The organism is Mycobacterium sp. NGS68 (assembly GCF_059812195.1).
In genome coordinates this window covers 21,825-42,768 of sequence record NZ_JCALCE010000036.1, presented here as the reverse complement: position 1 = coordinate 42,768, position 20,944 = coordinate 21,825, and the positions used below count along the sequence as shown (strand labels likewise).

Annotated in this window: 22 protein-coding genes; 8 read left to right on the top strand and 14 right to left on the bottom strand. The window is 69.3% G+C overall.

Annotated elements, in window-relative coordinates:
• Positions 1–234 precede the first annotated feature (234 nt).
• Positions 235–1,092, top strand: a complete 858-nt coding sequence (locus AC5Y5V_RS26575; protein ID WP_499941097.1) for an HAD-IB family hydrolase — start codon at positions 235–237, stop codon at positions 1,090–1,092.
• 480 nt (positions 1,093–1,572) lie between these two features.
• Here the strand turns inward: AC5Y5V_RS26575 and AC5Y5V_RS26570 are convergent, their stop codons facing one another.
• From AC5Y5V_RS26570 to AC5Y5V_RS26545, 6 genes are read right to left on the bottom strand one after another with little or no spacing between them, the layout of a single operon-like run.
• A complete protein-coding gene (locus tag AC5Y5V_RS26570; protein WP_499941094.1) occupies positions 1,573–2,340 on the bottom strand; it encodes an oxidoreductase in 768 nt (255 codons plus the stop codon).
• Between the two features lie 11 nt (positions 2,341–2,351).
• On the bottom strand, positions 2,352–3,953 hold the full coding sequence (locus AC5Y5V_RS26565) for a dipeptide ABC transporter ATP-binding protein (RefSeq protein ID WP_499941090.1): 1,602 nt from the start codon (positions 3,951–3,953) through the stop codon (positions 2,352–2,354).
• On the bottom strand, positions 3,950–4,819 hold the full coding sequence (locus tag AC5Y5V_RS26560; protein WP_499941087.1) for an ABC transporter permease: 870 nt from the start codon (positions 4,817–4,819) through the stop codon (positions 3,950–3,952). Before AC5Y5V_RS26560 ends, AC5Y5V_RS26565 begins: the two co-directional genes overlap by 4 nt.
• Positions 4,812–5,738: an ABC transporter permease gene (locus tag AC5Y5V_RS26555; RefSeq protein WP_499941084.1), complete on the bottom strand. Its 927-nt coding sequence runs from the start codon at positions 5,736–5,738 to the stop codon at positions 4,812–4,814. The genes AC5Y5V_RS26560 and AC5Y5V_RS26555 overlap by 8 nt, the downstream gene beginning before the upstream one ends.
• Entirely contained in the window at positions 5,739–7,361 is a 1,623-nt protein-coding gene (locus AC5Y5V_RS26550) for a peptide ABC transporter substrate-binding protein (RefSeq protein ID WP_499941081.1), read from the bottom strand.
• Between the two features lie 22 nt (positions 7,362–7,383).
• Positions 7,384–7,848 carry a DUF4232 domain-containing protein gene (locus AC5Y5V_RS26545; RefSeq protein WP_499941120.1) on the bottom strand — a complete coding sequence of 155 codons (465 nt, stop codon included), beginning with the start codon at positions 7,846–7,848 and terminating at the stop codon, positions 7,384–7,386.
• A gap of 187 nt (positions 7,849–8,035) precedes the next feature.
• Here AC5Y5V_RS26545 and acs point away from each other — a divergent pair, with 187 nt between their 5' ends.
• Entirely contained in the window at positions 8,036–9,988 is a 1,953-nt protein-coding gene (acs, locus tag AC5Y5V_RS26540; protein ID WP_499941079.1) for an acetate--CoA ligase, read from the top strand.
• Between the two features lie 12 nt (positions 9,989–10,000).
• On the opposite strand, the gene AC5Y5V_RS26535 is transcribed toward acs, so the two are convergent.
• The gene (locus AC5Y5V_RS26535; RefSeq protein WP_499941077.1) at positions 10,001–10,699 is read right to left on the bottom strand and encodes a chymotrypsin family serine protease; all 699 of its coding nucleotides are present in this window, start codon (positions 10,697–10,699) and stop codon (positions 10,001–10,003) included.
• Positions 10,700–10,855: 156 nt separating this feature from the next.
• Between AC5Y5V_RS26535 and AC5Y5V_RS26530 the strand changes: the two genes are divergently transcribed.
• The gene (locus AC5Y5V_RS26530) at positions 10,856–11,392 is read left to right on the top strand and encodes a phage holin family protein (RefSeq protein WP_499941075.1); all 537 of its coding nucleotides are present in this window, start codon (positions 10,856–10,858) and stop codon (positions 11,390–11,392) included.
• On the top strand, positions 11,393–12,367 hold the full coding sequence (locus AC5Y5V_RS26525; protein ID WP_499941072.1) for an alpha/beta fold hydrolase: 975 nt from the start codon (positions 11,393–11,395) through the stop codon (positions 12,365–12,367).
• Here the strand turns inward: AC5Y5V_RS26525 and marP are convergent.
• Genes marP through nth form a run of 4 tightly spaced genes read right to left on the bottom strand, consistent with a single transcriptional unit; the run spans position 12,360 to position 15,692 of the window.
• Positions 12,360–13,553: an acid resistance serine protease MarP gene (gene marP, locus AC5Y5V_RS26520; RefSeq protein WP_499941118.1), complete on the bottom strand. Its 1,194-nt coding sequence runs from the start codon at positions 13,551–13,553 to the stop codon at positions 12,360–12,362. The genes AC5Y5V_RS26525 and marP overlap by 8 nt on opposite strands.
• Positions 13,554–13,558: 5 nt before the next feature.
• On the bottom strand, positions 13,559–14,365 hold the full coding sequence (locus tag AC5Y5V_RS26515; RefSeq protein WP_499941070.1) for an NUDIX hydrolase: 807 nt from the start codon (positions 14,363–14,365) through the stop codon (positions 13,559–13,561).
• The gene (locus AC5Y5V_RS26510; protein WP_499941068.1) at positions 14,362–14,994 is read right to left on the bottom strand and encodes a TlpA family protein disulfide reductase; all 633 of its coding nucleotides are present in this window, start codon (positions 14,992–14,994) and stop codon (positions 14,362–14,364) included. Before AC5Y5V_RS26510 ends, AC5Y5V_RS26515 begins: the two co-directional genes overlap by 4 nt.
• 17 nt (positions 14,995–15,011) lie before the next feature.
• The gene (gene nth / locus AC5Y5V_RS26505; protein WP_499941066.1) at positions 15,012–15,692 is read right to left on the bottom strand and encodes an endonuclease III; all 681 of its coding nucleotides are present in this window, start codon (positions 15,690–15,692) and stop codon (positions 15,012–15,014) included.
• A 173-nt stretch (positions 15,693–15,865) separates the two neighbouring features.
• Between nth and AC5Y5V_RS26500 the strand changes: the two genes are divergently transcribed.
• A complete protein-coding gene (locus AC5Y5V_RS26500) occupies positions 15,866–16,255 on the top strand; it encodes a hypothetical protein (RefSeq protein WP_499941114.1) in 390 nt (129 codons plus the stop codon).
• Between the two features lie 108 nt (positions 16,256–16,363).
• The gene (crp, locus tag AC5Y5V_RS26495) at positions 16,364–17,038 is read left to right on the top strand and encodes a cAMP-activated global transcriptional regulator CRP (protein WP_067233956.1); all 675 of its coding nucleotides are present in this window, start codon (positions 16,364–16,366) and stop codon (positions 17,036–17,038) included.
• 65 nt (positions 17,039–17,103) lie between these two features.
• Here the strand turns inward: crp and AC5Y5V_RS26490 are convergent, their stop codons facing one another.
• Genes AC5Y5V_RS26490 through sp36 form a run of 3 tightly spaced genes read right to left on the bottom strand, consistent with a single transcriptional unit; the run spans position 17,104 to position 18,554 of the window.
• Positions 17,104–17,907 (bottom strand): MBL fold metallo-hydrolase, encoded by an 804-nt coding sequence (locus AC5Y5V_RS26490; protein WP_499941063.1) that lies wholly within the window; start codon positions 17,905–17,907, stop codon positions 17,104–17,106.
• 6 nt (positions 17,908–17,913) lie between these two features.
• Positions 17,914–18,381, bottom strand: coding sequence for a RidA family protein (locus tag AC5Y5V_RS26485; protein WP_499941061.1), 468 nt, complete (start codon positions 18,379–18,381; stop codon positions 17,914–17,916).
• Positions 18,382–18,392: 11 nt separating this feature from the next.
• Positions 18,393–18,554: a Sp36 family protein gene (gene sp36, locus AC5Y5V_RS26480; RefSeq protein ID WP_499941059.1), complete on the bottom strand. Its 162-nt coding sequence runs from the start codon at positions 18,552–18,554 to the stop codon at positions 18,393–18,395.
• A 76-nt stretch (positions 18,555–18,630) separates the two neighbouring features.
• Between sp36 and bagA the strand changes: the two genes are divergently transcribed.
• Both bagA and bagB read left to right on the top strand, forming a co-directional pair.
• Positions 18,631–19,653, top strand: coding sequence for an ATPase BagA (bagA, locus tag AC5Y5V_RS26475; RefSeq protein WP_499941057.1), 1,023 nt, complete (start codon positions 18,631–18,633; stop codon positions 19,651–19,653).
• The gene (bagB, locus tag AC5Y5V_RS26470; protein ID WP_499941055.1) at positions 19,650–20,780 is read left to right on the top strand and encodes an ATPase BagB; all 1,131 of its coding nucleotides are present in this window, start codon (positions 19,650–19,652) and stop codon (positions 20,778–20,780) included. Before bagA ends, bagB begins: the two co-directional genes overlap by 4 nt.
• Positions 20,781–20,944 lie beyond the last annotated feature (164 nt).

Genomic DNA, 20,944 nt, shown 5'->3' with positions numbered 1-20,944 from the left:
GAGGCGAGGGTCGTCGTGTATCAGCCCCGGGGGGTCGGGCTGATACACCCTCGGCACAGGGCCGAGTAATGCTTACTATACACATGACAGTGGCTACTCACGCAAGTAATCACGCAATCAAAAAAACACCGTGAGCCGCAAAAACACCGTCCACCCCGTCCACCCCGCCCGGCCCGGGCGGCCATTTGGCCGCGAGATCCCGGTCCCGAGACCGTCGCGACCTATGCTGGACGGGTGACCGCCTCCGACTCGGCCGCGCAGCAGCAAACTCCGCCGCAAGTGGCGCCGCCCCCCGGTCCCAGCGCCCGCACTGCCGCATTTTTCGACCTGGACAAGACCATCATCGCGAAGTCCAGCACGCTGGCGTTCAGCAAACCATTCTTCGCGCAGGGACTGCTCAACCGGCGCGCCGTGCTCAAGTCGAGCTACGCGCAATTCATCTTCCTGCTCTCCGGCGCCGATCATGACCAGATGGACCGGATCCGCGCACACCTGACCGACATGTGCGCCGGCTGGGACGTCGCGCAGGTCAAGTCGATCGTCAACGAAACGCTGCACGACATCGTCACGCCGCTGGTGTTCGCCGAAGCCGCCGACCTGATTGCCGCCCACAAGCTCTGCGGCCGCGACGTGGTCGTGGTCTCGGCCTCGGGCGAGGAGATCGTGGCTCCGATCGCCCGCGAGCTCGGCGCCACGCACGCCATGGCCACCCGGATGGTCGTCGAGGACGGCAGGTACACCGGAGAGATCGCGTTCTACTGCTACGGCGAAGGCAAGGTGCAGGCGATTCGCGAGCTGGCCGCGCGCGAGGGCTACCCGCTGGAACACTGTTACGCCTACTCGGACTCGATCACCGACCTGCCGATGCTCGAGGCAGTGGGTCATCCGAGCGTGGTGAACCCCGACCGGGCCCTGCGCCGCGAAGCCGTCGTGCGCGGCTGGCCCGTGCTGTCGTTCAACCGGCCGGTGTCGCTGCGCGACCGCATCCCGGCGCCGTCGGGGGCCGCGATCGCGACCACCGCGGCGGTGGGTATCAGCGCGCTGGCCGCCGGCGCGGTCACCTACTCGCTGCTGCGCCGCTTCGCCCTTTAGCGGCCCTTTAGCGGCCCTGTAGCGCCGCTGCGCCCTTCAGCGGCGTCCCGCCGTCAGCAAACTCGCCAACGCGCAATTCCGCTGCCCCTTCGCGACATTCACAGGATTGGGCCTTGCTGTGCTTAGGGTCGAGGAGTACAAAGGAAAACACGGAAGCCCGGTGAGGCCTAGACCGATCCGGAAGAGAAGGTTCGATCTCCCGATCCGGGCACCTAGCACGGTTCTCGGCACCCACGCTGAGTCACAGCCGCGATAATGGCAGAAGTGTTGCGGGCCTGCGTAATTGCGAAGGTGGAAGGTCTCGACAGCCCTTTGGGTGGGGCTGCAGCCGGAAGCGTCGCAAGAACGCCGAGGCCATCCCACGCAGCCCATAGGATGCACGCCTGGTAACCGAGTTCCGTGTTAGCGGGCGGCGGCCCGAAGTTATTCGGGGCGCCGCCCGCTTTGCAATTCATTGGCAATTCAAAAACGTTGCACGGCCTAATGTTTCGATTGCGTCGGCAACGGATCGGCGATCGCCAGCGCCTCCTGCGCGCCGGCCTGTAGCGCGCGGCAGCACAGCACCAGCCACGCCCCCACGCCGTCCGGAGTGCCGTCCGCGAAACCCTGGGCGGCGGCGCGGTATTCGGCCGATTGCCGCATCCACCGCACCTCCGGGACACCGAGTCCGTGCGGATCCAACCCGGTCGCGATGGTCACCAGCCGCGACACCGCCCGAGCCACCACACCGTCGGCGCTGCCGAACGGCTGCAGCGTCAGCAACTCGCCGTGGGCGACCGCGGCGACCACCGGAGCCGACGCCCGGGTGCGACCGGTCACCAACTCGGCCAGCAACTCCAGCCGCGGCCCGATCTCGGGTTCGGCGCGAGGCCGGCCCAGCCGTTCGGCGTCCACCTGGTCCGCGGCGGCCAGCATGTGCAGGCGCGCCAGGGCCTGCAACGGCGATCGCTGCCAGACCCCGACCAGCGTTCCGCCGCCGCCCTCCAGCGCCTGCGCGACCCGCAGGGCTCCACCGAACACGGGGTCGGCGGCCGCGACCGCGTCGGCCAGGTCTTCCAGCCGCACCGGACCGCCGTCGAGCACCGACGACGCCCGCGCCGCGCGCAACGCCGCCTCGGCGGCGGTCACCGGCCAGCCGCGCAGGTTGGCGCGGTGCCGGTGGGCGCGCCCCAGCGCGTCGCGGGCGCGGTCGCTGGCCTCGGCGACGCCGGGGAGCTCCATCAGCGGGGCGAGCGGGTCAGCCGTCACAAGGTGTCAACCTATCCCGGCGCGCCGGGGATGGCCGCCAGCAGCTCCCGGGTGTACTCATGACCGGGCCGGCTGAACAACTCCTCGGTGGGGGCGTGTTCGACCACCCGGCCGGCGCGCATCACCAGCACGTCGTCGGCGATCTGGCGGATGACCGCGAGGTCGTGGCTGATGAACAGGTACGTCAGGCCGAGCTGCGCCTGCAGGTCGGCCAGCAGGTCGAGGATCTGCGCCTGCACCAGCACGTCGAGCGCCGAGACCGCCTCGTCGCAGACCAGCACCTCGGGCCGCAGCGCCAGGGCGCGCGCGATCGCGACCCGTTGCCGCTGCCCGCCCGACAGCTCGCGCGGCAGCCGGCCAAGGACCGACGCCGGCAGCGCCACCTGGTCCACCAGCTCGCGCACGGCGCGCTCGCGCTCCCGGCGATCACCGACCCGGTGGATCCGCAGCGGTTCCTCGACGGCCCGATACACCGTGTACCGGGGGTCCAGACTGCTGTAGGGATTCTGGAACACCGGCTGAATCCGCCGCCGCAACGCCAGCGCGCGGTCCCGGTCGAGCTTGTCCGAGACCTCGGTCTCCCCGAAAACGACGCTGCCCGAGGTGGGTTGCAGCAGGCCGAGCACCATCCGCGCCACCGTCGACTTACCCGAGCCCGACTCACCGACGATCGCCAGCGTGCTCGCCCGGCGCAGCCGAAACGAGACGGAGTCGACGGCGCGGAACTCCGACCGCCGCCACGGCGCGCCGTGCGACTCGCGGTACACCTTGGTCAGCTGCGAGGCGACGAGGATGTCGTCTCGCGCTTCGGGTGCCTCCGGCGCCTCCCGGGTCCGGACCGTGAGCGACGGGGCGGCGGCCACCAGCCGCTGGGTGTACTCATGCTGGGGGTTACGCAGGATCTGCTGTGCCGCGCCGGATTCCACGACCAGGCCGCGATGCACGACGACGACGGACTCGGCGCGCTCGGCGGCCAGCGCCAGGTCGTGGGTGATGAGCAGCAGTGCGGTGCCCAGCTCGTCGGTGAGGCGCTGCAGATGGTCGAGCACCCGGCGCTGCACGGTCACGTCCAGCGCGGACGTCGGCTCGTCGGCGATCAGCAGCCGGGGCCGGCCGGCCAGCCCGATGGCGATCAGCGCGCGCTGACACATGCCGCCGGACAGCTGATGCGGGTAGCGGGATGCCTGCTTGGCCGGGTCGGGCATGCCGGCCTCGGCCAGCAACTGCACCGCCCGCCGGCGGGCATCGCGGCCATCGGTGTTGACCCGCAGCGCCTCGGTGACCTGGAACCCGACCTTCCAGACTGGGTTGAGGTTGGTCATAGGGTCCTGGGGCACGTATCCGATCTGCCGGCCCCGGATAGATCGCAGTACCCGGCGGTCGGCGCCGGTGATGTCGCGGCCGTCGAACACGATGCGGCCGCCGGTGATTCGGCCGCCGGGCGCGAGCAGCCCGAGGATCGCGGCGGCCGCGGTGGACTTCCCCGATCCCGATTCGCCCACCACGGCGACGGTCTGACCGCGTGCCACGGTCAGATCCATGCCGCACACCACGGGGTCGTGGGAGCCGAACCGCACCTCGAGCCCCTCGACCGAGAGCAGCGGCCCGCTCATGCCCGCCACGCCCGCGATGCCGGGTCCAGCGCGTCGCGCAGGACGTCGCCCATCATCATGAACGCCAGCACCGTGATCGCCAGTGCGCCAGCGGGATAGAAGAGGATGGGCGAGCCGGCGCGCAGCCGCATCTGCCCGATGTTGATGTCGCCGCCCCACGACACCACCGACGTCGGCAGGCCCACCCCGAGGTAGGACAGCGTCGCCTCGGTGACGATGAAGGCGCCCAGCGCGATCGTGGCCATCGCGATCACCGGGCCGATCGCGTTGGGCAGCGCATGCCGGAGCAGGATCTGAAACCTGCTCAGTCCCAGGGCCTTAGCCGCCAGAACGTAATCGCTGGCCCGCACCTCGAGAATGGCGCCGCGGGCGATCCGGGCCACCTGCGGCCAACCGAACAGGGCCAGGATGGCGATCACCGTCCACACCGTGCGGTGGTGCATCACCTGCATGAGCACGATGGCGGCCAGCAGCAGCGGCAGCCCGAAGAACACGTCGGTGACGCGCGAAACCAGGGCGTCGATCCAGCCGCCGTAGAAGCCGGCCAGCGCGCCCAGCGACCCGCCGACGACGAACACCAGCAGGGTGGCCCCCAGCCCGACGGTGACCGAGGCCCGCGCCCCGTAGACCGTGCGCGCGTAGATGTCGTGGCCCTGCAGGTCGGTGCCGAACCAGTGCGCCGCCGACGGCGGCAGCAGGCTCTGGCTGGGGTCGGCGTACGTCGGGTCGGCGGCGGTGAACAGCGCCGGAAACAGCGCGACAACCAGGATCAACAGGATCAGCGCGCCCGCCACGACGAACTTGGGGCGCCGGCGCAGATTTCGCCAGGTGTCGCCCCAGAAGCTGTGCCGGATCCGTTCAGCCATAACGGATCCGCGGGTCCAGGGCGGCATAGAGCAGGTCCACCAACAGGTTGCTGACCAGGTAGATCAGCACCAGCACCGTGACTATCGAGACCACGGTCGGCGCTTCCTGCCGGGTCACAGCCTGATACAGCACGCCGCCGATGCCGTGGATGTTGAAGATGCCCTCGGTCACGATCGCCCCGCCCATCAGCGCCCCCAGGTCGGCGCCGAGGAAGGTGACCACGGGGATCAGCGAGTTGCGCAGGATGTGCACGGTCACCACCCGGGGCCGCGACAGGCCCTTGGCCGTGGCCGTGCGCACATAGTCGGCGTGCGCGTTGGCGGCCACCGCCGACCGGGTCAGCCGCACCACGTAGGCGAAGGACACCGAACCCAGCACGAGCCCGGGCAACAGCAGCCGCCCGAAGCTGGCCCGTTCGCCGACGGTGACCGGCGCGATGCCCAAGCGGACCCCGAAGACGAACTGCGTCAGGAAGCCGAGCACGAAGATGGGGACCGCGATGATGACGAGGCCGGTGACCAGCACGGTGGAGTCGAAGATGCCGCCTTGGCGCAGGCCGGCGATCACCCCGAACCCGATGCCGAGCACCGCCTCGACGACCAGCGCGATCAGCGCCAGCCGGAAGGTGACCGGAAACGCATGCGCCAGAACGGCACTGACCGGCAGGCCGGAATAGGCCTTACCCAGGTCGCCGTGCAGGATGCCGCCCAAATAGCGCAGGTATTGCAGCAGGAACGGTTCGTCGAGGTGGTAGCGGGCGCGCAGCGCGGCGGCCACCGCGGGGGTCAGCGGCCGGTCGCCGGCCATCGCGGCCAGCGGATCACCGGGCAACAGGAACACCATGGCATAGATCAGTAGCGTGGCGCCGAGGAACACCGGCACCATCGCGGCGAGGCGGCGCAGTATGTACCAAGTCATTTAGGCCTTGACCAGGTTCTCGTAGTCGGGCAGGCCGTTCCAGGTGACGGTCACGTTGCTGACGTGCGACGACCACCCGAGCACCGCTATGTAGTACCACAGCGGCACAGCGGGCATGTCGTGCAGCAGGATTCGTTGCGCCTTGTTGACCAGCACGTCGGCCTCGCGCAGGCTGGGTGCGGCCTCGGCGGTCGCCAGCCCCGCGTCGAACTCCGGGTTGGAGTAGCCGACGTCGTTGGATCCCGCGCCCGTCTTGTACAGCGGGCCGAGGAACTCGATCATCGACGGATAGTCGCCGATCCAGCCGGCGCGGAACGCGGAATCGATGGTGCGGTTGGTGATCTGGGTTCGGAACCCGGCGAAGGTGGGCTGCGGGGCGCCGACGGCGTCGATGCCGAGCACGTTCTTGATGCTGTTGGCCACCGCGTCCACCCACTCCTGATGCCCGCTGTCGGCGTTGTAGGCGATCGCGTAGCGGCCGCGCCACGGCGAGATCGCGTTGGCCTGCGCCCAGAGTTGCCGGGCCCGTTCGGGATTGAAGTCCAGCGCGTCGTTGCCCGGTATGTTCGGGTCGAACCCCGGCAGCGATCGCGCGGTGAAATCGCGGGCCGGGCTGCGGGTCCCGTTGAAGATCTGCTGACAGATCTGCGGGCGGTTGATGGCCGCAGACAGCGCCAGCCGCCGCAGCCGGCCCTCCTCACCGCCGAAATGCGGCAGTCGCAGCGGCGTGTCCAGCGACTGGCTGACGGCCACCGGCCCGCTGGCGGCGTTGCCGCCGAGGTCGCGCTTGTAAATGGTCAACGCGCTGGACGGAATCGTGTCCAGGACATCGAGATTGCCGGACAGCAGGTCGGAGTAGGCGGTGTCGAGGTTGGCGTAGAACTCGAACCGCAGACCCTTGTTTCGCGGCTTGCGGTTGCCGTGGTAGCCCGGGTTGGGTTTCAGGTCGATCCGCACGTTGTGTTCCCAGGCCGGGCCGTCCGGACCGTCCGCCAGCTGATAGGGGCCGTTGCCGACGGGACTGCGCCCGAACGCCGCCATGTCCCGGAATGCCATGTCCGGCAACGGGTAGAACGCGCTGTGACCCAGTCGCAACTTGAAGTCGACGGTCGGCGCCCGCAGGCGCACGGTGAATTCGAGGTCGTTGACCACCCGCAGCCCCGACATTGTGGTCGGCTTACCCTCTCCCGGCGCGCCGACCGTGTCCGCAAGGTCCTGATATCCGTCGATGGGGCTGAAAAACTCCTGTTGCAGTTGGGCATTGGCGCTCAGGGCACCGTAGTTCCACGCGTCGACGAACGAGTGGGCCGTCACCGCCGAGCCGTCGGTGAACTTCCAGCCCGGTTTGAGCACGATCCGGAAGTTGACGTTGTCGGTGGTGTCGATCGTCTGCGCCACCTCCGGCGACGGCTCGCCCGCGGCGTTGTAGGACACCAGGCCGGCGAACAGCCGATCGAGGATCCGCCCGCCGAGGCTGTCGTTGGTGCCGGTCGGGACCAACGGGTTCGGCGGCTCCCCGCCGTTGACCATCACCACGTCGGGGCTCAGGACGCCGCCGCCGCAACCGGCGAGGCAGGCGGCCACGAGCAACCCGGCCACGGCCAGGGCCAGCATCCGACGCATGACAGCGACCCTAAGGCCTCCGTCAGGCGGGTGTGATCGGGTGCACCTGTAGCTGGCAAGCGTCGATGGTGACCGGGATGGTCGTCACGAAGACGGTGTCCGGCGGGTTCACCAGCAGCGCGGTGTAGGTGGGGCACGGGTTGCCGGCTGCGTCGACGGCCGCGCCTTCCACGACGGCCTGCGCCTGCTGCGTCAGGGAGAGGGTGACGGCGGGGGGCGCATCGGCGCCGCCGGGCAGGTCGCCCGTGTGGCCGTGCGCCGTCGGCTCGGCGTGCAGGGGCGGGTCGCCGGCGCCCGTGTCGACGGACGGGTAGCCCGCCAGCGTGCACGCCGTCCAGCCGCCGGCGAGGGCGAACACCAGCGTCACCACGTGGTTGCCGCCCGCGGCCTGCGTCGGGGATGCGCTGATGGCGATCTGGTCCGAGCGGCACGGCGTCAACTCTTCGCCGGTCTCGAACGGAACGGCAAACGCCGGCGCCGCCAGCACCGTCACAGCCAGCGGGCCCGCCACGGAGCCAAATGCCACCCGGGATCTAGACACAGCGGTGATTATCCGGCATATGTACGCGCAGTGACCACGGAATGAACCAGCGCGGTTGCGGCCCGCTCCTCGTACGCGACCGCGGTATCACAGAGTTAGGCTCGCCGCAGAGCCAAAACCCAGGGAGTAGCCAGTGACCGCCGCCAACACCGAAGTCCCGTCCTCGTATCCGCCGCCGTCGCACTTCGCCGAGCAGGCAAACGCGCGTGAGGACCTCTACCGGGAGGCCGAGGACGACCGGCTCTCGTTCTGGGCCAAACAAGCCGAGAGGCTGTCCTGGGCAACCCCGTTCACCGAGGTCCTGGACTGGTCGGACGCGCCGTTCGCCAAGTGGTTCGTCGGCGGGAAGCTCAACGTCGCCTATAACTGCGTGGACCGCCACGTCGAGGCCGGACACGGGGATCGGGTCGCCATCCACTGGGTCGGCGAGCCCGAAGGCCACAGCCGCAGCTTTACCTATGCCGAGCTGCAGGCCGAGGTGTGCAAGGCGGCCAACGCGCTGACCGATCTCGGTCTGGTCGCCGGCGACCGCGTCGCCATCTATCTGCCACTGATCCCCGAGGCCGTGATCGCCATGCTGGCCTGCGCGCGGCTCGGCGTCATGCACACCGTCGTGTTCGGCGGCTTCACCGCGCACGCGCTGCGGGCCCGGATCGCCGACGCCCAGGCCAAGCTGGTGATCACCGCCGACGGGCAGTACCGCCGCGGCAAGGCGGCAGCACTGAAGGACGCCGCCGACGAGGCCGTGAGCGAGCCGGACAGTCCCGTCGAGCGCGTTCTGGTGGTCCGGCGCACGGGAATCGACGTGACCTGGAACGACGAGCGCGACGTCTGGTGGCACGACGTCGTCGACTCCGCGTCGCCCGAACACACCCCGGAGGCGTTCGACGCCGAGCACCCGCTGTTCCTGCTGTACACGTCGGGCACCACCGGCAAGCCCAAGGGCATCGTGCACACCAGCGGCGGCTACCTCACGCAGTGCTGCTACACGGTGCACATCGTGTTCGACGTCAAGCCGGAGAGCGACGTATTCTGGTGCACCGCCGACATCGGCTGGGTCACCGGGCACACCTACGGCGTCTACGGTCCGCTGTCCAACGGCATCACCGAGATTCTCTACGAGGGCACGCCCAATACACCCGACGAGCACCGGCACTTCCAGATCATCGAGAAGTACGGCGTGACTATCTATTACACGGCCCCCACGATGATCCGGACGTTCATGAAGTGGGGCCGCGAGATCCCCGACGCGCACGACCTGTCCAGCCTGCGGCTGCTGGGGACCGTTGGCGAAACGATCAATCCCGAGGCCTGGCGCTGGTACCGCGACGTCGTCGGCGCGGGGAAGCTCCCGGTGGTCGACACCTGGTGGCAGACCGAGACCGGGGCCGCCATGATCACGCCGTTGCCGGGAGTCGCCGCGGCCAAGCCGGGTTCCGCGATGACGCCGCTGCCGGGGATCTCGGCCAAGATCGTCGACGACCACGGCGATCCACTGCCCCCCGACAGCGAGGGCGAAACCCACGTCACCGGGTATCTGGTCCTCGACCAGCCGTGGCCCGCGATGCTGCGCGGCATCTGGGGCGACCCCGAGCGGTATCGCAAGACCTACTGGTCCAAGTTCGCCGAGCAGGGCTATTACTTCGCCGGCGACGGCGCCCGCTTCGACCCCGACGGCGCGATCTGGATATTGGGCCGCATCGACGACGTGATGAACGTGTCCGGGCACCGGATCTCCACCGCCGAGGTGGAGTCGGCGCTCGTCGGGCACGCCGCGGTCGCCGAGGCGGCGGTGGTCGGCGTGACGGACGACATCACCGGTCAGGCGATTTGCGCGTTCGTCGTCGTGCGCGGCAACTACGAGCCCCACGACGGCACCGTCGACGAACTGCGCGCCGAGGTGGCCCGGGAGATCTCACCGATCGCCAAGCCCCGCGAGGTGCACATCGTCCCGGAACTGCCCAAGACCCGCAGCGGCAAGATCATGCGCAGGCTGCTGCGCGACCTCGCCGAGAAGCGCGAGCTGGGCGACACGTCGACGCTGCTCGACCCCGGGGTATTCGACGCGATCCAGGCAGCCAAGTAGCGCCGTCGCGGGTCAGGCCGGAACGGGCACGAATCCCGCGCCGGGCCGATTCTTGGCGTTGACGTCGGCCAGGATGGCGTTGAAGTCCATCACCACGGCCGGGGTGTGCAGCGGGATGTACTTGATGACGCACGTCGGCAGGTTGTCGCTGAACGCGCCGTGGATCATGCCGACCAGCAGGTTGTTGACGGTCACCGGGCCGCCCGAGTCGCCGGGCCGGCCGCAGACCTGCATGACGAGGGTGCCGGGCGTCTGGCCCATCCCCCACGTCACCCCGCAGGAGTTGCCGGTGGTGCGGCCCTGCTTGCAGGCGACCTGGCCGAACGCCGGATCCGGGCCGATGCCACTGATCACGAAGCCGTTGAAGTTGGCCACCGGCGCCACTTTGGCCGGATCGAACTTGATCACCGCGTAGTCCAGGGCGTCGTTGCCCGCGACCATCACACCCAGCTGGCCCCTGCCCTCCGCGCCCTCCGCGGCGACGTGGGCGCCCGGCGCCCCGCAGTGGGCGGAGGTGAAGCCGATCAACTCACCGGAGCGGTCGTTGCCGATAGTGGTCAGCGTGCACATGGTGTCGCCGTTGATGACGATGCCCGCCCCGCCACCCAGCGGCAACCGGTCGTCGGCGGTAGCGGTGCCGGCGGGCCAACCGAGCAGGGCCCAGAGGCCGGCCACGATCGCCACCGCGACACACCGGTAGGCCATCTGCACAGCGAAACTCCCGTCGAGCTGGTCGAACGTCGAGGAACAGGTCCGCCAGTTTAGATGATCGGCCGTCGCACGCGGCTGGCCTCGTGCGGCCCCGCACCGCATGGCAACATGAACCGCGACGACAGCGAATCGGGCAATCAACCGAGAGGACCGTCTGTGAGCAAAGGCGAGGGCAAGAACGGCGTGCCCAACACCCTGACCACGATTCCGTTGACGGATCCGCATGCCCGATCCGGTGAGCCGTCGATCGGGGACCTGATCAAGGACGCGACGGCGCAGATGTCCACGCTGGTGCGCGCCGAGGTCGAGCTGGCCCGCGCCGAGATCACCCGCGACCTCAAGAAGGGCCTGACCGGCAGCGTGTTCTTCATCGCTGCCCTGGTGGTGCTGTTCTACTCCACCTTCTTTTTCTTCTTCTTCCTTGCCGAGTTGCTCGACAACTGGCTGTGGCGCTGGGCGGCGTTCCTGATCGTGTTCGGGATCATGGTCGTCTTCACCGTGGTGTTGGCGCTGTTCGGCTATCTGAAGGTGCGTCGCATCCGGGGGCCGCGTCAGACCATCGAATCGGTCCGGGAGCTGCCGTCGGCGCTCACGCCCGGCCAGGACAAGGGCCCGGCGGGCCCGCCGGCGATCACGTCCGATTCCAACCCTCCCAGGCCGCCCAGGACGGCCGCCGACCCGTCGGGTTGGTAAATGCCGGCACCCGATCCGTCGATGGTCCGCATCGACGGGCCCTGGCGGCATCTGGACGTGCACGCCAACGGCATCCGCTTCCACGTCGTCGAGGCGCTGCCCGCCGGCCAGGACACCACACCGCCGGCTGAGCCGGCCACGGCGCGCCCGTTGGTGATGCTGCTGCACGGTTTCGGCTCGTTCTGGTGGTCCTGGCGGCATCAACTGCGGGAACTGACCGGGGCGCGGGTGGTCGCGGTCGACCTGCGCGGCTACGGCGGCAGCGACAAACCGCCCCGCGGGTACGACGGCTGGACGCTGGCCGGCGATACCGCCGGGCTGATCCGGGCGCTGGGGCACACGTCGGCGACGCTGATCGGCCACGCCGACGGCGGCCTGGCCTGCTGGACCACCGCCCTGCTGCATTCGCGCCTGGTGCGCGCCATCGGGCTGATCAGCTCGCCGCACCCGGCCGCGCTGCGCCGATCCACCCTGACCCGACGCGACCAGAGCCGTGCGCTGCTCCCGACGTTGCTGCGCTACCAGGCGCCGATCTGGCCGGAGCGCATGCTCACCCGACACGACGCGGACGAAATCGAGCGCCTGGTCCGCAGCCGCAGCTCCGCCAAATGGGTAGCGTCCGAAGACTTTTCCCAGACGATCGGCCACCTGAGGCGGGCGATCCGGATCCCGGGCGCCGCGCACTGCGCGCTGGAGTATCAACGCTGGGCGGTCCGCAGCCAGCTGCGCGACGAGGGTCGGCGCTTCATCCGGTCGATGTCCCGGCAGCTCGGCGTGCCGCTGCTGCATCTACGCGGCGACGCCGATCCGTACGTGCTGGCCGACCCGGTCGACCGCACCCGGCGCTATGCGCCGCACGGGCGCTACGTATCCGTCGCCGGCGCAGGGCATTTCGGTCACGAAGAGGCGCCGCAGGAGATTAACCGCCACCTGATGCGCTTCCTCGAGCACGTGCACGGGCCGCGGCTCAGCTGACGCAGCGTCCGGTCGCCACGGCCTGGTTGCTGTCGAGCCTGGTCAACTGGCTTTCCACTTCGTCGGCGGTGAGCACGAAGCCTGTGTTGGCGTCGTCGACGGCCGCGCCGAACACGACGCCGAGCACCCGCCCGTTGAGGTCGATCAGCGGTCCACCCGAATTACCCTGCTCCACGTTGGCGTAGATGGTGTAGACGTGGCGGGTGACCGATTCGGGGTCGCGGTAGATGTCCGGGCCGTTGAGCTTGATGGCCTCGCGAATCCGGGCCGGGGTGGCGGTGAAGTTGCCGCCGCCGGGATAGCCCAGCACCACCGCGCTCGTGCCCGGTTTCGCCTCGACCTGATCGAAGTCCAGCCGCGGCGGCGGCAGGTTGGGCACCGCGAGGATGGCGATATCGACCCGCGGGTCATACGACACCACGGTCGCGTCGAACGGGTTGCCGCTGGCGTACACCTGGACCTTGTTGGACCCGGCCACCACGTGGGCGTTGGTCATCACGCGGTTGGCCTGCACCACGAATCCGCTGCCTTCCAACACCTTCGAGCAGGCGCGGGCCTCGCTGCGGATCTTGACGACGCTCGGCCGGGTCGCGGCCACCACCGGGTTGGTGATCAGCGCCGGATCCGGTGACGCGACCGGGGCGACCGGCGTCCGGCTGAACGGCTCCAGCACCGCGGGCAACCCCGACGTGTTCAGCAGCGCCGACAGCCGCTTGGGCACCGTCTTCAGAAAGCCGGGCGCCACATTGTTGACCCCCGCGAGCACCCGCGAACCCTTGACCGCGGAAGCCAGCTCGGGCTGGTCCTTCGACTGGGTCAGCGGCGTCGCCAGCAGCCACGCCGCCGTCAGCACCACCACCAGTTGCACGCCCACCCCGACGACCGAGTCGAGCGTGCGGACGGTGCTGTTGCGGATCGCGCCGCGAACCGCCCGCCCCAGCACGACGCCGGCCACCTCGCCGACGACGACCAGCGCCAGGATCAGGAAGAGCGCGGTGAACAGCTTCGCGCGCGGGGCGGCGATGTGGCTGACGATGTGCGGCGCCAACAGCACGCCGGCCAGCGCGCCGAGCAGCACGCCGACGAACGACAGCAACGAGCCCAGCGCGCCCGAACGCCAGCCCGAGATCGCCGCGATGAACGCGACGGCCAGCACGGCCACATCCAGCCAGTCCGACGGGCTCAGCGAGTTCATCGCGCGCCACCCCCATCCGGTTCGCCGACGAGGACCATCGCCTCGTCCAGCTCGCGGATGTCGCCGGTGTCCCAGGGCTGGGCCCAGCCGGCGACGTCGAGCACTGCTGAGATCACCTGGCCAGTGAAGCCCCACACCAGCATTTCGTTCAGTAGAAACGCCGGGCCGGCCCAGCGGCGGCTGAGCGTGCGGCGGTACACCATCAGCCGATTCTCCGGGTTGATGAACGCGCGCACCGGAACCCGGGCCACGATGGCGGTTTCGGCCTCGTTGACGACGGCCACCGGGCCGGGATCGGGCGAGTAGGCCAGCACCGGGACGACGTGGAACCGCGACGGCGCGATGAACGTCCGTTCCATCGTGACCAGCGGATGCAGCCGGGACGGGTCGATTCCGGTTTCCTCGTGCGCCTCACGCAGGGCGGTCGCGACGGGTCCGTCGTCGCCGGGATCGGAGGCCCCCCCGGGGAACGCCGCCTGCCCGGCGTGGTGGCGCAGCGTGGAGGCGCGCACGGTCAGCAACAGGTCGGCGTCGTCGGGCGGTCCGCCGTCGTCCGGCCCGGCCGGCGGGCCGGAGAACAGCACCAGGACGGCGGCCTCGCGGTCGTCGCGGCGCAGCGAGGCAACCGACGACAATGCGCCGGCGGCGGTCACCATGGCCAGCACGTCGGCCGGCAGCCGGCGGCGGAATGCGTCGGGAATCTCGGCGACGTTGTCGACCAGCGGTTTGAGCCAGGGCGGCCCGAATTCCGGCGTCAGGGGAATCGCACTCACCCGCGCCTCACCCCGCTTTGTCCCGGTCATCCCGCATCGCTTTGCACGGCGGCCGCGATCTCGTCGGCGGTGGCGAAGGCGCGCGGCAGCGTCTGCGCAACGCTACCGTCCGGCCGCAGCACCACCGTCGCGGGCATCACGTTTGCGACGGCCAGCGCCGCGGCGACCCGCCGGCGACCGTCCTGCAGGGTCGGCAGCCGCACACCCATCTCGGCCAGCCGCAGCAGGGCGGCCGTCTCGTTCTCGTCCTGGTGGACGGTCACCACCAGCACCTCCGGCCCGACCCGACGCTGATACTCGGCCATGGCGGGCAGTTCGGCCGCGCATGGAACGCACCAGTACGCCCACAGGTTGAGCACCACCCGGTGCCCGGCGAACGCGGCAGCGACGTCGACGGCGGAACCATCGGCCGCGCACTCCACCACCACGCCGCGCAGCACTCCCGCGCCGGCACCGCCGCGGGGACAGGCCGGCAGATCCGCACGCTGCCGCGGCCCGGCCAGCGCGGCCGGGGTGTCGGCGTCGCGGTGTTCGCGGGCGGCGGTGCCCTGGGACGTCCGGGCGGACGGGGCGTCGTCGCGCAGCTCGGCAACCAGCGCCACCACCAGGGCCGCCACCACCGCCAGGATCGCGACGGTCCACCGGGTTTTGGGCGTCATGGGGCCGTCACGGGGCGTTACAGCCCGGCCAGCGCCAACAGATGCTCGGTCTCTGGGCCCTGGACGAGGGGGGCGGCGAGCAGCGGGTCGGTGGGACCGAGGCCGAAGGACGGGCAGTCCTTGGCGAGCACGCAGACTCCGCAGGCCGGCTTGCGGGCGTGGCACACGCGCCGACCGTGGAAGATCACGCGGTGGCTCAGCAGGGTCCACTCCTTGCGTTCGATCAGTTCGCCGACGGCGTGCTCCACCTTGACCGGGTCCTCCTCGGCCGTCCAGCGCCAGCGGCGCACCAGCCGCCCGAAGTGGGTGTCGACGGTGATGCCCGGGATGCCGAAGGCGTTCCCGAGGATCACGTTGGCGGTCTTGCGGCCCACCCCCGGCAGAGTCACCAATTCCTCCATGGTGGCGGGCACTTCGCCGTCGAACCGCTCGACCAGGGCCTGGCCGAGGCCGATCAGCGAGTTCGCTTTGTTGCGATAGAAGCCGGTGGGGCGGATCAGGGCTTCCAGCTCGGCCCGGTCCGCCTGCGCGTAGTCCACCGCGGTGCGGTATTTCGCGAACAGCGCGGGCGTCGTCAGATTGACCCGCTTGTCGGTGCTCTGCGCGGACAGGATGGTCGCCACCGCCAGCTCGAGCGGCGAGGTGAAGTCCAGCTCGCAGTACACGTGCGGAAACGCTTGTGCCAGTGTGCGATTCATCCGACGCGCCCGACGGACCAGGCCGACGCGGGTCTCTTGGGCCCACCGCCGGTCCACCTCCGCACCGGCTGCGGCCGGCGTGGGCCTAGCACGGCCTTTCGGCTTTGCCCGTGTCACGTACGACAGAGTACTGATTTCGTGATCTCACTGAGACCTCATGTTGATGCAAGGCCCTGTTTACTCTCCTTGTGTCGTGGTTGCTGGTGGCCTGCGTGCCCGGGCTGCTCATGCTGGCGACGCTCGGCCTCGGGCGCGTGGAAAGGGCGCTGTCCGCCGGCACCGTCTCCGCGACCGACGTCGACGACTTCCTGGAGCATGCCGAGGCGGTGGATGTCCACACCCTCGCCCGTGAGGGCATGCCCGAGGCGCTGGACTATCTACACCGGCGACAGGCGCTGCGGCAGGCCGAGTTGCCCGCGGGCGGCTCGGGGCTGCGGCTCGACGCGCTGTTTTTCGCCGGCGACTTCGGCCAACTGGGCGAGTCGGGGTTGCCGACGCGCATCCACGCCCGTTCGCGAACCAATCCGCAATTTAGGGAGACTCGGGACGCCAATCGTGTGTAGCGTTGGCAGGTCGAACCGATTGGCCTACCTTTAAACGCGTGTCACTCGTAACAGGGCGGCCTGCCAGTATCTGATTCGTTGGAACCCGAAGAGGCAAGAAGAGGCAACGTGGACGAGGTCCTGGCAAGGGCAGGGATCTTCCAAGGGGTTGAGCCCAGCGCAGTCGCAGCACTGACCAAGCAGCTGCAACCCGTTGACTTCCCCCGCGGACATACGGTTTTCGCCGAGGGAGAGCCCGGCGACCGGCTGTACATCATCGTCGCCGGCAAGGTCAAGATCGGTCGCCGCTCGCCGGACGGCCGGGAGAACCTGCTGACCATCATGGGCCCGTCGGACATGTTCGGCGAGTTGTCGATCTTCGACCCGGGCCCGCGGACGTCCAGCGCGACGACGATCACCGAGGTGCGGGCGGTGTCGATGGACCGCGACGCGCTGCGGGCCTGGATCGCCGACCGTCCGGAGATCGCCGAACAGCTGCTGCGGGTGTTGGCACGGCGGTTGCGCCGGACCAACAACAACCTGGCCGACCTGATCTTCACCGATGTGCCCGGTCGGGTGGCCAAGCAGCTGCTGCAACTCGCCCAGCGCTTCGGCACCCAGGAGGGTGGCGCGATGCGGGTGACCCATGACCTGACCCAGGAGGAGATCGCCCAGCTGGTGGGCGCATCGCGGGAGACGGTGAACAAGGCGCTGGCCGACTTCGCGCACCGCGGCTGGATCCGCCTCGAGGGCAAGAGCGTGCTCATCTCGGACTCCGAGCGGCTGGCGCGCCGCGCGCGTTAGACCGGCGAGCAGACGCAAAAGGCCCTTTTCCGTCGGCGTGTCGGGAGCTTTTGCGTCTGTTCGCGCTAGGTAGCCCGCAGGTAGTCGAGCTGCACCTGGACCGACCATTCGGCGGCGTCCCACAGCTTCTCGTCGACGTCGGTATAGACGTGTTCGACGACCTGCCGGGCGCTGGCGTCCTCCCCCAGCTCGCGCACCGCGGACCGCACCTGCTCCAGCCGCTCCTGCCGGTGCACGAGGTAGTCCTGGGTGACGGCGTCCAGGTCGGGCAGCTCGGGTCCGTGACCGGGCAGCACCGCGCGTCGGCCCAGGCCCCGCAGCCGGTGCAGGGATTCCAGGTAGTCGGCCAGGCTGCCGTCTTCCTTATCCATGACGGTGGTGCCGCGGCCCAGCACCGTGTCGGCGGTCAGCACCGCGTCGTCGAGCACGAACGACAACGAGTCGGCGGTGTGGCCCGGCGTGGACATCACCTTGATCTTCAGGCCGGCCGCGTCGATCACCTCGCCGTCGGTCAGCTCGCCGCCCAGACCGCGCAGGAATCCGCTGCCCGCGGAGCGCACCGTCGCCCCGGTCAGCTCGACCAGCTTGTCGATGCCATCGGTGTGGTCGGGGTGGCGGTGGCTGATCAGCACGAGCGCGATGCGGCCCAGCGCGGCGACCCGAGCGATGTGCTCGTCGTCGTCGGGTCCGGGATCCACGATGACCAGCTCGTCGCTGCGGGGACCGCGCAGCACCCAGGTGTTGGTCCCCTCCAAAGTCATCAGACCGGGGTTCTCGGCCAGCAACACCGACACGGTCTCCGTGACGGGCCGCAGCCTGCCGTATGCGGGATGCGTCAGCGACTCAGCGGGCTCGGCTGTCTCGGTCATCGGACCTCAGCCGACCTCCACGATCAGCTCGATTTCCACCGGCGCATCCATCGGCAACTCGGCCACCCCGACCGCCGAACGCGCGTGCGCACCCTTGTCGCCGAACACTTCGGCAAGCAGGTCCGAGGCGCCGTTGACCACGTTGGGCTGGCCGTTGAAACCCGGCGCCGACGCGACGAACCCGACGACCTTGACCACCCGCGTCACCGTGTCCAGACCCACCAGCGCGTCGACGGCGGCCAGCGCGTTGAGCGCGCAGATCCGAGCCATCGCCTTGCCCTCCTCGGGCGTGACATCGGCGCCCACCTTGCCGGTGCGGGCAAGCCTTCCGGAGTCGAACGGCAACTGGCCGGAGGTGTAGACGACGTTGCCGGTGCGCACCGCGGGAACGTAGGCGGCCAGCGGCGAGGCGACCTGCGGCAGCGCCACACCGAGATTCCCGAGCCGGGCCAGCCAGGTGGATCCAGAAGTCATGACCCGCTCCGCTACTTGGGCCGCTTCAGGTACGCGACGTGCTGCTCGCCGGTGGGCCCGGGCAGCACCGCCACCAGTTCCCAGCCGTCCTCACCCCATTGGTCGAGGATCTGCTTGGTGGCGTGTGTAAGCAACGGGACCGTGGCGTACTCCCACGCGGTCGGTTGGGTCATGACGCGAGCTTATCGGTCGGACGGAACCAGCTCCGGGCAACCCGGTGGCGGGCTACCGGCGTCGGGCTAGCATGCGATGGTGGCAAACACAGATAGCGGCGGGCATTCCGTCGGCTGGCCGGCGCGCTTGTCGAAGGCCCGCCTGCATTTCGTGACGGGCAAGGGCGGTACGGGAAAGTCGACGATCGCGGCCGCGCTCGCCCTGACCCTGGCCGCAGGCGGGCGCAAGGTGCTGCTCGTCGAGGTCGAGGGGCGCCAGGGCATCGCGCAGCTGTTCGACGTCCCGCCGCTGCCGTACCAGGAGCTCAAGATCGCCACCGCCGAACGCGGCGGCCAGGTCAACGCGCTGGCAATCGACATCGAGGCGGCGTTCCTGGAATACCTCGACATGTTCTACAACCTCGGGATCGCGGGGCGGGCGATGCGCCGGATCGGTGCGATCGAGTTCGCGACGACGATCGCGCCGGGCCTGCGCGACGTGCTGCTCACCGGCAAGATCAAGGAGACCGTGATCCGCGTCGACAAGAACCGGCAGCCGCTCTATGACGCGATCGTCGTCGACGCGCCCCCGACCGGCCGCATCGCCCGGTTCCTCGACGTCACCAAGGCGGTATCCGACCTGGCGAAGGGCGGACCGGTGCACTCGCAGGCCGAGGGGGTCGTCAAGCTGCTGCACTCCGATCAGACCGCCATCCACCTGGTCACCCTACTGGAGGCGCTGCCGGTACAGGAGACCCTGGAAGCCATCGAGGAGTTGGCGGAGATGGATCTGCCGATCGGCAGTGTGATCGTCAACCGCAACATTCCCGCCTATCTGGAGCCCGACGCGCTGGCCAAGGCCGCCGAGGGAGACATCGACGCCGACTCGGTGCGGTCCGGTCTGGAGACGGCCGGAATCACGCTCTCCGACGACGATTTCGCCGGCCTGCTCACCGAGACCATCGAGCATGCCACCCGGATCAGGGCGCGCGCGGACAACGCCCAACAGCTCGACGCGTTGCACGTACCGCGGCTGGAACTACCGACCATCTCCGACGGCGTGGACCTGGGCAGCCTCTACGAACTCTCCGAATCGCTTGCCCAGCAGGGGGTTCGATGACCAACACACCAAAGACCCTGGACATGGCCAAGATTCTGGCCGACACCTCCAACCGCGTGGTGGTGTGCTGCGGCGCGGGCGGGGTCGGTAAGACGACGACGGCAGCCGCGATGGCGCTGCGCGCCGCCGAATACGGCCGCACCGTGGTCGTTTTGACCATCGACCCCGCTAAGCGGTTGGCACAGGCGTTGGGCGTCAACGATCTTGGCAACACCCCGCAGCGGGTGCCGTTGGCGCCGGAAGTTCCCGGCCAGCTGCACGCGATGATGCTGGACATGCGTCGCACGTTCGACGAGATGGTGATCCAGTACTCCGGATCCGATCGCGCGCAATCGATTCTGGACAATCAGTTCTATCAGACCGTCGCGACCTCGCTGGCCGGCACGCAAGAGTACATGGCGATGGAGAAGCTGGGTCAGCTTCTGGCCGAGGACCGCTGGGACCTGGTGGTGGTGGACACCCCGCCGTCGCGCAATGCGCTCGACTTCCTGGACGCGCCAAAGCGGTTGGGCAGTTTCATGGATAGCCGCCTGTGGCGGCTGCTGCTGGCCCCCGGTCGGGGTATCGGTCGATTGGTGACCGGCGCAATGGGTTTGGCGATGAAGGCGATGTCCACGGTGCTCGGCTCGCAGATGCTGGGCGATGCGGCGGCGTTCGTGCAGTCGCTCGATGCGACGTTCGGGGGCTTCCGGGAGAAGGCCGATCGCACCTATGCGCTGTTGAAGCGCCGCGGCACCCAGTTCGTGGTGGTGTCGGCGGCCGAACCCGACGCGCTGCGCGAGGCGTCCTTCTTCGTCGACCGGCTGTCCCAGGAAAGCATGCCGCTGGCGGGGCTGGTGTTGAACCGCACGCATCCGACGTTGTGTTCGCTACCCGTCGAGCGGGCGATCGACGCCACTGAGACGCTGGACGCCCCCGACTCCGACTCGAGCGCCAAACTGGCGGCGGCCGTGCTGCGGATCCACACCGATCGGGCGCAGACCGCCAAGCGCGAGGTCCGGTTGCTGTCGCGGTTTACCGGCGCCAATCCCGACGTCCCGGTCATCGGCGTGCCGTCGCTGCCGTTCGACGTGTCCGACCTGGAGGCGCTGCGCGCGCTCGCGGACCAGATCACCTCCGTCGGCTAAATACCACCCGACGAGCGTTGGGTTGATGCACGTTCCCGACGCGGGACCGTGACATAAGTCGACGCTCGACGCACACGGCGCACCCCCGCTATTGTGCACACGCCAGTTCTTATTGCGCACAAGCTGATTAGGCGATGGCGACCTGCGGTTGTAACAGAAAAGTA